Origin of the sequence: Hydrogenophaga sp., assembly GCF_041913525.1 — a bacterium.
Lineage (GTDB): Bacteria > Pseudomonadota > Gammaproteobacteria > Burkholderiales > Burkholderiaceae_C > Hydrogenophaga.
Genome location: NZ_JAYSFD010000002.1, coordinates 179,265 through 191,939 on the forward strand (window position 1 = coordinate 179,265; position 12,675 = coordinate 191,939).

At 69.5% G+C, this 12,675-nt stretch carries 10 protein-coding genes; all 10 read left to right on the forward strand.

Annotated elements, in window-relative coordinates; translation table 11 throughout:
• The first annotated feature begins 1 nt into the window (after position 1).
• From rsmH to murC, 10 genes are read left to right on the forward strand one after another with little or no spacing between them, the layout of a single operon-like run.
• Positions 2-925, forward strand: coding sequence for a 16S rRNA (cytosine(1402)-N(4))-methyltransferase RsmH (gene rsmH / locus ACE3RQ_RS03690; protein WP_374520040.1), 924 nt, complete (start codon positions 2-4; stop codon positions 923-925).
• Complete coding sequence (ftsL, locus tag ACE3RQ_RS03695) at positions 922-1,236, forward strand: cell division protein FtsL (RefSeq protein WP_374520042.1); 315 nt, start codon at positions 922-924, stop codon at positions 1,234-1,236. Before rsmH ends, ftsL begins: the two co-directional genes overlap by 4 nt.
• A complete protein-coding gene (locus ACE3RQ_RS03700; protein ID WP_374520044.1) occupies positions 1,233-2,966 on the forward strand; it encodes a peptidoglycan D,D-transpeptidase FtsI family protein in 1,734 nt (577 codons plus the stop codon). Before ftsL ends, ACE3RQ_RS03700 begins: the two co-directional genes overlap by 4 nt.
• The gene (locus ACE3RQ_RS03705) at positions 2,966-4,471 is read left to right on the forward strand and encodes a UDP-N-acetylmuramoyl-L-alanyl-D-glutamate--2,6-diaminopimelate ligase (protein WP_374520046.1); all 1,506 of its coding nucleotides are present in this window, start codon (positions 2,966-2,968) and stop codon (positions 4,469-4,471) included. The genes ACE3RQ_RS03700 and ACE3RQ_RS03705 overlap by 1 nt, the downstream gene beginning before the upstream one ends.
• Entirely contained in the window at positions 4,468-5,907 is a 1,440-nt protein-coding gene (gene murF, locus ACE3RQ_RS03710; RefSeq protein ID WP_374520048.1) for a UDP-N-acetylmuramoyl-tripeptide--D-alanyl-D-alanine ligase, read from the forward strand. The genes ACE3RQ_RS03705 and murF overlap by 4 nt, the downstream gene beginning before the upstream one ends.
• On the forward strand, positions 5,897-7,075 hold the full coding sequence (gene mraY, locus ACE3RQ_RS03715; RefSeq protein WP_374520050.1) for a phospho-N-acetylmuramoyl-pentapeptide-transferase: 1,179 nt from the start codon (positions 5,897-5,899) through the stop codon (positions 7,073-7,075). Before murF ends, mraY begins: the two co-directional genes overlap by 11 nt.
• 8 nt (positions 7,076-7,083) lie before the next feature.
• On the forward strand, positions 7,084-8,877 hold the full coding sequence (gene murD, locus ACE3RQ_RS03720) for a UDP-N-acetylmuramoyl-L-alanine--D-glutamate ligase (protein WP_374520052.1): 1,794 nt from the start codon (positions 7,084-7,086) through the stop codon (positions 8,875-8,877).
• A gap of 35 nt (positions 8,878-8,912) precedes the next feature.
• Positions 8,913-10,187: a putative lipid II flippase FtsW gene (gene ftsW, locus ACE3RQ_RS03725; protein WP_374520518.1), complete on the forward strand. Its 1,275-nt coding sequence runs from the start codon at positions 8,913-8,915 to the stop codon at positions 10,185-10,187.
• Positions 10,184-11,269, forward strand: a complete 1,086-nt coding sequence (gene murG / locus ACE3RQ_RS03730) for an undecaprenyldiphospho-muramoylpentapeptide beta-N-acetylglucosaminyltransferase (RefSeq protein WP_374520056.1) — start codon at positions 10,184-10,186, stop codon at positions 11,267-11,269. Before ftsW ends, murG begins: the two co-directional genes overlap by 4 nt.
• Positions 11,266-12,675, forward strand: coding sequence for a UDP-N-acetylmuramate--L-alanine ligase (murC, locus tag ACE3RQ_RS03735; protein WP_374520058.1), 1,410 nt, complete (start codon positions 11,266-11,268; stop codon positions 12,673-12,675). Before murG ends, murC begins: the two co-directional genes overlap by 4 nt.

Here is a 12,675-nt window from a genome sequence, read left to right on the forward strand (position 1 = left end):
GGTGCAAGACGCATGGGTTCACCACACCGTCCTCCTGAACGAGGCCGTTGACGCCCTGGCCATTCGGCCGGAAGGGCACTACGTGGACGCCACCTTCGGTCGTGGTGGTCACAGCCGCCTGATTCTGCAGCGCCTCTCGGCCCAGGGGCGCCTGACCGCTTTTGACAAAGACCCGCAAGCGGTGGCAGCCGCCACCGCCCTGGCGGCACAAGACGCTCGCTTCACCATCCGGCACGAAGGCTTTTGTCACTTGGCCGAGTTGGGGCCAGCGAGTGCCGACGGCATCCTGATGGACCTCGGGGTCAGCTCCCCTCAAATCGATGACCCCGCCCGGGGTTTTTCTTTTCGCAACGACGGCCCGCTGGACATGCGCATGGACACCACGCGCGGCCAGAGCGTGGCCCAGTGGCTGGAAACGGCCGATATCTCAACCCTGTCGGAGGTCATCCGTGAATACGGCGAAGAACGGTTTGCTCAACCGATTGCAAAGGCGATTGATCGTCGCCGACAGGAACGGGGCCCTCTTCGAACCACCGCCGAGTTGGCCGAAGTCGTGGCTGGCGCGGTCAAAACCCGCGAGCCGGGCAAGGACCCTGCAACGCGCACATTTCAGGCTCTTCGGATTTTCATCAACGCCGAGCTTGAAGAGCTGCAACAAGCGCTAGAGGCCAGTCTGGGTGTGTTGCGCCCCGGCGGGCGTCTGGTGGTCATCAGCTTTCACTCCCTGGAAGATCGCATCGTCAAGCAGTTCATGGCGGGCCACTCGCGCGAGGTGTACGACCGTCGCGCCCCGTTTGCCGCCCCCACGCCCATGAAGCTGCGCAGCCCGAAGCGGGTGATGCCGTCTGATGCCGAGGTGCAGGCCAACCCGCGCTCGCGCAGCGCGGTGATGCGCTGGGCCGAGCGCACGGAGGTGCCGGCATGATCCGCCTGAACCTGGTGTTGCTCGCGGCCGTGCTGGCCAGTGCCTTCTACCTGGTGCACACGCAATACGAGTCGCGCCGCCTGTACACGGCCATTGACCGTTCGCAGGCGCAGATGCGCAAGCTGGAGGCCGAGCACGAGCAACTGCAGGTGCAGCGACGCGCCCAGGCCACGCCGGCCCGCGTGCAGCAGCTCGCCACGCGCCAGCTCGACATGCGGGCGGTGACGCCTGGCATCACGCAGTACGTCACGGTGAACGAGGCCCCGGTGGCGGCGCCCGCGACGCCTGCTGGTGCGGAGGGTGCGCGATGAGCCGCAGCATCAACTACACCTCCAGCCCTCTGCTGGCGAGCAAGACGCCGGTGTGGCGCAGCAAGTTCATTGTGGCCGGCCTGGCGCTGGCCTTTGCTGGTCTGGCCGGGCGCGCGGCCTATGTGCAGGTGTTCGGCAACGATTTCTTCCAGCGCCAGGGCGAGGTGCGTTTTGCCCGCACGCTGGAACTGCCGGCCAACCGCGGCCGCGTGCTGGACCGCAATGGCTTGTTGCTGGCCTCCAGCGTGGTGGCACAAAGCATCTGGGCGATTCCCGAAGACGTGGACAAGTCCGACCCCAAGCTGCGCGACCTGGCCAAGCTGCTGGAGATGCCACTGGCCGACTTGAAGAAGCGCCTGGGCGACGAGGACAAGACCTTTGTCTGGGTGAAGCGCCAGGTGGACGAGCCCATTGCCAAGCAGATCGCGGCGCTCAACATCAAGGGCATCTACCAGCGCCGCGACTACAAGCGCCAGTACCCCGAGGGCGAGGCCGCCGCGCACGTGGTGGGCTTCACCAACGTGGAAGACCGTGGGCAGGAGGGCGTTGAACTCACCTTCAACGACAAGCTCGCCGGCAAGAACGGCTCGCGCCGCGTCATCAAAGACCGCCTGGGGCGTGTGATTGAAGACGTGCGCGACGTGGTGCCGCCGGTGGACGGGCCCGATCTGCAGCTGTCCATCGACAGCAAGGTGCAGTACTTCGCCTACCAGAAGCTCAAGGACGCGGTGCAGCTGCACAAGGCCAAGGCCGGCAGCGTGATCGTGATCGACACCCTCACCGGCGAGGTGCTGGCCCTGGCCAACTACCCCAGCTACAACCCCAACCGGCGGGGCAACCTCACCGGCGAGCAGTTGCGCAACCGCGTGCTCACCGACAGCTTCGAGCCCGGCTCGACCATGAAGCCCTTCATCACCGCGCTGGCGCTGGAGAAGGGCATTGTGCGGCCGGACACGCCCATTCACACCGCGCCCGGTCGCATCACCATCGGTGGTTCCACCATCAACGACTCGCACCCCTACGATGTGCTGACCGTGGCCGAGGTGATCCAGAAGTCGAGCAACGTGGGCACGGTGAAGATCGCCATGCAGCTCAGCCCGCGCGAGATGTGGGAAACCTATGCCCAGGCCGGCTTCGGTCAGAAGCCGCAGGTGCCGTTCCCGGGCGCGGTGTCGGGCCGCCTGCGCCCCTACAAGAGCTGGCGCCCCATCGAGCAGGCCACCATGAGCTACGGCTACGGACTGTCGGCCTCGCTGTTCCAGATGGCGCAGTCGTACACCATCTTCGCCCGCGACGGCGAGCTGATTCCGCTCACCCTGATCAAGTCCGACCAGCCCGCCTCCGGCGTGCAGGTCTTCACCCCCAAGACGGCCATCGCAGTGCGCCAGATGTTGGCCATGGCCACCGGCCCTGGCGGCACCGCCACCCGCGCCCAGACCATTGGCTACTCGGTGGGCGGCAAGACCGGCACGGCCCGCAAGCAAGAAGGCAAGGGCTACGCCGACCGCAAGTACCGCAGCTGGTTCGTGGGCCTGGCCCCCATCGACAAACCCCGCATCGTGGTGGCGGTGATGGTGGACGAGCCCACGGCCGGGTCGTTTTACGGCGGCATCGTGGCCGCCCCTGTTTTCAGCGAAACCGTGCAGCAGACCTTGCGCATCCTGGGCGTGCAGCCCGACATGAACGTGAAGCCACAGATCGTGAGCGACGTGGTGGAGGAGTCGTTCTGATGGTTCAGACCCTGCTTCACCCCGATGCCGTGGCCACCTGGCTGCGCGCCAGCGTCACCGGCGCCCTGCGCTGCGACAGCCGCCAGGTGCGCCCGGGCGATGCCTTCATCGCCTGGCCCGGTGCGGCCACCGACGGCCGTCGCTTCGTGCGCGATGCGCTGGACGCCGGCGCTGCCGTGGCCGTGGTCGAACGCGACGGCATCGAAGGCTTCGGCCTGGACGACCCGCGCGTGCTGGCGGTGCCAGGCCTCAAGGCCCGCGCTGGCGCCATCGCGGCGGCCTGGTGCGGCCACCCCAGCGCCTTTCTGGACGTGGTGGCCTTCACCGGCACCAATGGCAAAACCTCCAGCGCCTGGTGGATGGCGCAATTGCTCTCGGCCTGTGACCACCCGGCCGGTGTGGTGGGCACGCTGGGCGTGGGGCGGCCGCAAGACGGCCTGGTGCCCACTGGCCTGACCACGCCCGACCCGGTGCTGTTCCAGTCCACCTTGCGCGATTTCGTGGACCAGGGGCTGGACGCCTGTGCCATCGAGGCCTCGTCCATCGGCCTGGTGGAAGGGCGCCTGAACGGCACCTCGATCCGCGTGGCGGTGTTCACCAACTTCACGCAAGACCACCTCGACTTCCACGGCAGCATGCAGGCCTACTGGGACGCCAAGGCCCTGCTGTTCCGCTGGACCGGCTTGCAGGCCGCCGTGCTGAACGTGGACGACCCGCGTGGCGCTGAACTGCGGCAGTCCCTGGCCGACACTGACCTTGATCTCTGGACCGTGGGCATTGACGGCGACGCTCGCCTGAGCGCGCGCGACCTCGAATTCACCCACGCTGGCATGGCCTTCACCGTGGTGGAGCGCGGCGCGCATTCGCCCGAGACCACCGAGCGTCGCCTGAGCCTGCCCTTGGTGGGCCGCTACAACGTGCACAACCTGCTGGGCGTGATCGCCGCGGCCCGCGCGCTGGATGTGCCGCTGGCCCAGGCCGTGATGGCCTGCGAGCGCCTGACCCCGGTGCCCGGCCGCATGGAGCAGGCCGAGCCCGACGCCGCCGACGCCCCCTTGGTGCTGGTGGACTACGCCCACACCCCCGACGCCCTGGAAAAGGCCCTGGAAGCGGTGCAACCCCTGGCCAGCCGGCGCGGTGGCGCGCTGTGGGTGGTGGCCGGCTGCGGCGGTGACCGCGACGCCACCAAGCGCCCCAAGATGGCGGCCGTGGCCGAGCGGGCCGCGCAGCAGGTGGTGCTCACCAGCGACAACCCCCGTTCCGAAGACCCGCAGGCCATCCTGCGGCAGATGGTGGCCGGCCTCAGCCGCCCCGATGCCGCTCGCGTGGTGGTGGACCGCGCCCAGGCCATTGCCCTGGCGGTGCAGCAGGCCAGCGCTGCTGATGTGGTGCTGATCGCGGGCAAGGGCCATGAGACCTACCAGGAGATCCAGGGCGTGAAGACGCCGTTCTCCGACATCGAGCAGGCGCGCACCGCGCTGGCCCAACGCAGGGGGCAGGCATGAAGACCTTGCCCCAGCTCCTGTTGACCCTTCGCGGTGCCCGCGTGGTGGGCGAACTGCCCGCCGATGTCGCCCGCGTGCACACCGACACCCGCAGCCTGCAAGCCGGTGACCTGTTCGTGGCGCTCAAAGGTGAACGCTTCGATGCCCACGACTTCCTGCGCCAGGCCCGTGAGGCTGGCGCGGTGGTCGCCATCGCCCAGCGCGGTTTGGCCGAGGCTGGTCTGCCCGGCGTGGAAGTGCCCGACAGCCTGGCCGCCCTGGGCGAACTCGCGGCCCGCTGGCGCGCGCAATTCAAGTTGCCCCTGATCGCCGTGACCGGCAGCAACGGCAAGACCACCGTCACGCAGATGGTGGCCAGCATCCTGCGCGCCGCCGCCGGCGAGGGCGCGCACGCCACGCAAGGCAACTTCAACAACGACATCGGTGTGCCGCTCACGCTGTTGCGGCTGCACTCCTCGCATCGCCTGTCGGTCGTCGAGCTGGGCATGAACCACCCGGGCGAGATCGCCGGCCTGGCCACCATGGCCGCGCCCACCGTGGCGCTGGTGAACAACGCCCAGCGCGAGCACCAGGAGTTCATGGCCACGGTGGAGGCGGTGGCCCGCGAGAACGGCGAGGTGCTCTCGGCCCTGCCGGCCGATGGCGTGGCCGTGTTCCCCAGCGACGACGAGCACACCTGGGTGTGGCGCGAGCTGGTCGGCCCGCGCCGCTGCCTCACCTTCAGCGACACCGACGCCACCGCCGACGTGCGCGCCACCGAGACCCATTGGGCCGACGGCGCCTGGGCGGTGCAGGCCAGCAGCCCGCAAGGCCCGCTCTCGTTGCGCCTGCGCATCGCCGGGCGCCACAACGTGCGCAACGCCCTGGCGGCCGCCGCCTGCGCCATGGCCGCGGGCGTGCCCCTTTCCGCCATCGAGCAAGGCCTGGCGGCCTTCGAGCCGGTGGGCGGCCGCTCCCGCGCACTGGCGCTGGCCTTGCCGGGCCGCACCGTGACCTTGGTGGACGACACTTACAACGCCAACCCCGACTCCATGCGCGCCGCCGTGGATGTGCTGGCCGAGCTGCCGGCCCCGCGCCTGCTGGTGCTGGGCGACATGGGCGAGGTGGGCGAACAAGGCCTGGCCTTCCACCTGGAGGTGCTGCGCCACGCCGCGGCGCGCGGCCTCGAAGCCGTGCACGTGGCCGGTGAACACATGGCCCGCGCGGTGGACGCCCTGCGCGCCGCTGGCGAGCCTGCCCCCACGCACTGGGCCGACGTGGCCGCGCTGGCACCGGCCATGGCCGATCGCGTGGTCAACGCCGAGCCAGCCGTTCGCAGCGTGCTGGTCAAGGGCTCGCGGTTCATGCGCATGGAGCGCGTGGTGCAGGCCCTGCAGGTGCGCGCCTCGCAGATGGCGCTGGCCAACGATTCAAAGGATTCTTCTCATGCTGCCTAGCCTGGCCCTCTGGCTGCAAGGCCTCTTCCCCGATCTGGGCTTTCTGCGGGTCTTCCAGTACCTGACCTTCCGGGCGGTGATGGCCGCCATGACCGCGCTGGTGCTGGGCCTGGCCGCCGGGCCGTACTTCATCCGCCGCCTGGCCGCGCTCAAGATCGGCCAGCCGATTCGCGAGTACGCCATGCAGACCCACCTGAGCAAGGGCGGCACGCCCACCATGGGTGGCGTGCTGATTCTGTTTGCCATCGCCCTGTCCACGCTGCTGTGGTTCAACTGGAGCAACCGCTTCGTGTGGATCGTGTTGCTGGTGACGCTGGGCTTCGGCGCCATTGGCTGGGTGGACGACTGGCGCAAGGTGGTGCGCAAAGATCCCGAGGGCATGCGCTCGCGCGAGAAGTACTTCTGGCAGTCCGTCATTGGCCTGGTGGCCGCCTTCTACCTGGTGTTCGCCGTGTCCGAGACCAGCAACCTGCGCGTGCTGGAGCTGTTCGTGGACTGGGTGGCCTCGGGCTTCACGCTGGACATGCCGCCCCAGGCGGGCCTGCTGGTGCCCTTCTTCAAAGAGATCAACTACCCCCTGGGCGTGGCTGGCTTTGTGATCATGACCTACCTGGTCATCGTGGGCGCCAGCAACGCGGTGAACCTCACCGACGGCCTGGACGGTCTGGCCATCATGCCGGTGGTGATGGTGGGCTCGGCCCTGGGCGTGTTCGCCTATGTCACCGGCAACGCCGTGTTCGCGCCTTACCTGCTGCTGCCGCACATTCCCGGCGCGGGCGAGCTGCTCATTTTCTGTGGCGCGCTGGCCGGTGCCGGCCTGGCGTTTCTGTGGTTCAACACCCACCCCGCGCAGGTGTTCATGGGCGACGTGGGTGCCCTGGCCCTGGGCGGCGCGCTGGGCACCATCGCCGTGATCGTGCGCCAGGAAATCGTGCTGGCCATCATGGGCGGCATCTTCGTGGTCGAGGCCCTGTCGGTGATGCTGCAGGTGAGCTACTTCAAGTACACCAAGCGCCGTTACGGGCAGGGCCGTCGCCTGTTCCAGATGGCGCCCTTGCACCACCACTTTGAGAAGAAGGGCTGGAAAGAGACCCAGGTGGTGGTGCGTTTCTGGATCATCACCATGCTGCTGTGCCTGGTGGGCCTGTCGTCGTTGAAGCTGCGGTGAACGGGGCGATGAACCAACAGCACGTCCTCATCCTCGGCCTGGGCATCTCCGGTTTGGCGATGGCGCGCTGGTGCGCCCGCCAGGGTGCCCACGTGACCGTGGCGGACACACGCGAGGCCCCGCCGCAACTGGCCACCCTGCAGCGCGACTGCCCGGGCGCCACCTTCGTGGCTGGCGCCTTTGACGAATCCTTGCTGGCGCGCGCGCCCTGGGCCCTGGTGGCCCGCAGCCCCGGCCTGGCCCCGGCCAGCCTGCAGGCGGTGAACGCCTGGGCGCACGCCCAGGCCGTGCCCGTGGTGGGCGAGTTGGACCTGTTCGCCCAGGCCCTGGCCGAGCTGCGCCAGCGCGAGCGCTTCCCTTATCGCCCCAAGGTGCTGGCCATCACCGGCACCAATGGCAAGACCACCGTCACCTCGCTCACGGCCCTGCTGTTGCAGCGCGCCGGTGAGCGCGTGGCCCTGGCCGGCAACATCGGCCCCGCCTTGCTGGACGTGCTCTCGGCCGCGCTTGACGCCGAGGCCGTGGCCCAGCGCGAAGACGACGAGCGCGCCGCCGCAGAGGCGCAAGCCGCGCCGGCCGCCGAGCCCGCCGCGCCAGAAACGCCTGAAGCGCCCGAAGCCGACGCCATGCACGGCGCCGAGCCCGCCGAGGCCGATGACGAGCCCCTGCCCGCCACCGACGACGCGGCCGACGAATCCACCGATGACTCGGCCGAGCCGCTCATCACCCCGCCCACGCCCGAGCCGCCCGCACCGCCGCACCTGCCCACCGTGTGGGTGCTGGAACTCTCCAGCTTCCAGCTTGATGGCACGGCCGGTGGCGCCTGGGACGCCGTGCCCACCGCGGCCACCGTGCTCAACATCACCGAAGACCACCTCGACTGGCACGGCAGCATGGCCGCCTACGCCCAGGCCAAGGCCGCGGTGTTCGGCACCGGCGCGCTGATGGTGCTCAACCGCGAAGACCCGGTGGTGATGGGCTTCAAGCCCGGTCTGGTCACGGTGAAGGTGTCCAACCGCAACCGCCAGGTGCCGGCCCGCGCCTACGCCACCTTCGGCCTGGACGAGCCCACCCGCAATGGCGACTGGGGCATCGAATCGGTCAACGGCATGAGCTGGCTGGTGCGCGCCCGCGCGGTGGACGAAACCCGCCTTCGCACCCGCAGCACCGACGCCGACGAGTTGTATTTCCAGCGGCTGATGCCGGTGGATGCACTGCGCATCCGTGGCCGCCACAACGCGGCCAATGCCCTGGCCGCCCTGGCGCTGGCCACCTCCACCGGCGCGCCGCTGGCGCCCATGCTGCACGGCCTGCGCGACTACCGGGGCGAGCCGCACCGGGTGGAGCCGGTGGGCATCGTGGACGAGGTGGAGTACTTCGACGACAGCAAGGGCACCAACGTGGGCGCCACGCTGGCGGCTGTGAGCGGCCTGGGGGCCGAGCGCCGCCTGGTGGTCATTCTGGGTGGCGACGGCAAGGGCCAAGACTTCGCGCCCCTGGCCCAGCCCCTGGCCCAGCACGCGCGAGCGGTGGTGTACATCGGCCGCGACGCGCCGCAGATTCGCGCCGCCGTGGGCGAGGCCCTGGTCGAGCGCCACGTGCCACAAGAAGACGCCGCCACCCTGCCCGAGGCGGTGCAAGTGGCCGCGCGCCTGGCCCATGCCGGCGACGCCGTGCTCATGTCGCCCGCCTGCGCCAGCCTGGACATGTTCGACAACTACGTGCACCGCGCCCGCGTGTTCGTGGACGCCGTGGCCGAACTCGCCGCCGAGCGCGGCCAAAGCCTGGAGGGTGGCCTGTGAGCGAGCGCCGCGCCAACCGCAGCCCCAGCCAGCCCATGGGCCAGCGCCTGCGCGCCTGGCTGGCCGGCCTGGTGCCCGGGCGCAAGCTCGCTGGCGCCGGTGGCGTGGGCAGCGATGGCCTGCCGGTGCGTTTGTCCAGCCGCACGTACGCGGGCACGCAGAGCGTGGCCGTGCGCGAACTCGGTTTCGACCAACCCCTGCTGTGGGTGGCGGTGGCCCTGCTGGCCTGGGGGCTGGTGATGGTGTATTCGGCCTCCATCGCGCTGCCCGATAACCCCCGCTTCGGCAACTACGCCCACACCCACTTCGTGGTGCGCCATGCGCTCTCAATCGCCATCGGCCTGATCGCCGCGCTGCTCACCTTCCAGATGCCCATGCGCAGCTGGGAGAAATACGCCCCCTGGCTGTTCGCCACGGCCCTGCTGCTGCTGATCCTGGTGCTCATTCCCTTCATCGGCAAGGGCGTCAACGGCGCACGCCGCTGGATCTCGCTGGGCGTGATGAACTTCCAGCCCTCCGAGCTGGCCAAGCTGGCCGTGCTGCTCTACGCAGCCGACTACATGGTGCGCAAGATGGACGTGAAGGAGCGCTTCTTCAAAGCCGTGGCGCCCATGGGCGTGGCGGTGGTGGTGGTGGGCATGCTGCTGCTGGCCGAGCCCGACATGGGCGCCTTCATGGTGATCGTGGTCATCGCCATGGGCATCCTGTTCCTGGGTGGCGTGAACGCGCGCATGTTCTTCCTGATCGCCGCGCTGGCCGTGACCGCCTTCGCGCTCATGATCTTGATGAGCGAGTGGCGCCGCGAGCGCATCTTTGCCTACCTCGACCCCTGGAGCGAAGAGCACGCGCTGGGCAAGGGCTACCAGCTCTCGCACGCGCTGATTGCCATTGGCCGAGGCGAGCTGTTCGGCGTGGGCCTGGGCGGCAGCGTCGAGAAGCTGCACTGGCTGCCCGAGGCGCACACCGACTTCTTGCTGGCCGTCATCGGCGAAGAGTTCGGCCTGTTGGGCGTGCTCACCCTGATCGGTCTCTTCCTGTGGCTCACCCGCCGCATCATGCACATCGGCCGCCAGGCCATTGCGCTGGACCAGGTGTTCTCGGGTCTGGTGGCGCAGGGCGTGGGCCTGTGGTTCGGCTTCCAGGCCTTCATCAACATTGGCGTGAACCTGGGCGCCTTGCCCACCAAGGGCCTGACGCTGCCGTTCATGAGCTACGGCGGCTCGGCCATTCTGCTCAACATGATGGCGCTGGCCATCGTCTTGCGCATCGACTATGAGAACAGACAGTTGATGAAGGGAGGCCGGGCATGAGCGCCACCCGCCAACCTTGCGCCCTGATCATGGCCGGTGGCACCGGGGGCCACATCTTCCCGGGCCTGGCCGTGGCCGAGGCCCTGCGCGAGCGCGGCTGGCGCGTGCACTGGCTGGGCGCGCCCGGCAGCATGGAAAGCCGCCTGGTGCCGCCGCGCGGCTTCGCGCTGGAAACCATCGATTTCGGCGGCGTGCGCGGCAAGGGCGTGCTCACGCTGGCGCTGCTGCCGCTGCGCCTGCTGCGCGCCTTCTGGCAGAGCATTCAGGTGGTGCGCCGCGTGAAGCCCGACGTGCTGGTGGGCCTGGGCGGCTACATCACCTTCCCCGGCGGCATGATGGGTGTGCTGCTGGGCAAGCCGCTGGTGCTGCACGAGCAGAACTCGGTGGCGGGCATGGCCAACAAGGTGCTGGCCGGTGTGGCCGACCGGGTGTTCACCGCCTTCCCCCATGCGCTGCCCAAGAGCACCTGGGTGGGCAACCCCCTGCGCCAGGCCTTTCTGCAACAGGCCGCGCCGGCCGAACGCTTCGCCGGCCGCAGCGGCCCGCTGCGCCTGCTGGTGGTGGGCGGCAGCCTGGGCGCACAGGCGCTGAACCGCGTGGTGCCGCAGGCGCTGGCGCTGATCCCGGCCGAGCAGCGGCCCATCGTCACCCACCAGAGCGGCGAGAAGCAGATTGACGCCCTGCGCGCGAACTACGCCGAGGCCGGCGTGCAGGCCGAACTCACGCCATTCATTGACGACACCGCGCGTGCCTTTGCCGAGGCCGACCTCATCGTGGGCCGCGCGGGGGCCAGCACCGTCACCGAAATCGCCGCCGTGGGCGCGGCCGCCGTGTTCGTGCCTTTCCCGGCCGCGGTGGACGACCACCAGACGGCCAATGCCCGCTTCCTGGTGGACGCCGGCGCCGCGTGGCTGGAGCCGCAGGCCGGCCTCACGCCCGAGAAGCTGGCCGCGCTGCTGCAAGGCGTGAGTCGCGAGCAGTTGCTGCACATGGCCGAGCGGGCCAAGCAACAAGAGAAGACCGAGGCCGTGGCCGCCGTGGTGGCCGCGTGCGCTCAACTAGCGAAAGTCAGGACCGAATGAAACACGCCATCCGCCACATCCATTTCGTGGGCATCGGGGGCGCCGGCATGAGCGGCATCGCCGAGGTGCTGCTCAACATGGGCTACCGCATCACGGGCAGCGACCTGGGCGAAAGCGCCACCACGCGCCGCCTGCAGGCGCTGGGCGCCGAGGTGTTCATGGGCCACGAGGCCTCTTACATCGCGGGGGCAGACGCCATCGTCACCTCCACGGCGGTGAAGGCCGACAACCCCGAGGTGCTGGCCGCCCGCGCCAAGCTGGTGCCGGTGGTGCCGCGCGCGGTGATGCTGGCCGAGCTGATGCGCATGAAGAAGGGCGTGGCCATTGCCGGCACGCACGGCAAGACCACCACCACCAGCCTGGTGGCCAGCGTGCTGGCCGAGGCCGGGCTGGACCCCACCTTCGTGATCGGCGGGCGCCTGAACAGCGCCGGCGCCAACGCGCAACTGGGCTCGGGCGAGTACATCGTGGTCGAGGCCGACGAGTCCGATGCGTCCTTCCTCAACCTGCTGCCGGTGCTGGCCGTGGTCACCAACATCGACGCCGACCACATGGACACCTACGGCCACGACTTCGGCCGTCTCAAGCAGGCCTTCGTCGATTTCCTGCACAAGATGCCCTTCTACGGCGCGGCCGTGGTCTGCGTGGACGACCCCGCCATTCGCGAACTGCTGCCCGCCATCGCCCGCCCCATCACCAGCTACGGCCTGAGCGAAGACGCCCAGGTGCGCGCCACCCACGTGCGCGCCGTGGGCACGCAGATGCACTTCACCGTGCAGCGCCGCAACGGCGTGCAGCTCCCCGACCTGGACGTGGTGCTCAACCTGCCGGGCCAGCACAATGTGCTCAACGCCCTGGCGGCCATCGGCATCGCGGTGGAACTGGGCGTGCCCGACGACGCCGTGCTGCGCGCCCTGGCCGGGTTCAAGGGCGTGGGCCGGCGCTTCCAGCGCTACGGCGACGCCGCGTTGCCCAGCGGCGGGCACTGCACCGTGGTGGACGACTATGGCCACCACCCGGTGGAGATGGCCGCCACACTGGCCGCCGCGCGCGGCGCCTTCCCGGGCCGCCGCCTGGTGCTGGCCTTCCAGCCGCACCGCTACAGCCGCACCCGCGACTGCTTTGAAGATTTCGTGAAGGTGATCGGCCAGGCCGACGCCGTGCTGCTGGCCGAGGTGTACGCCGCCGGCGAAGCGCCCATCGTCGCCGCCGACGGCCGCTCGCTGGCCCGCGCCCTGCGCGTGGCCGGCAAGGTAGAGCCGGTGTTCGTGGACGACATTGCCGCCATGCCCCAGGCCGTGCTGGACAACGCTCGCGACGGCGACGTGGTGCTGTGCATGGGCGCGGGCTCCATTGGCGCCGTGGCCGGCCAGATCATCGAACGCGCACAACAGATTCCCGCCTGA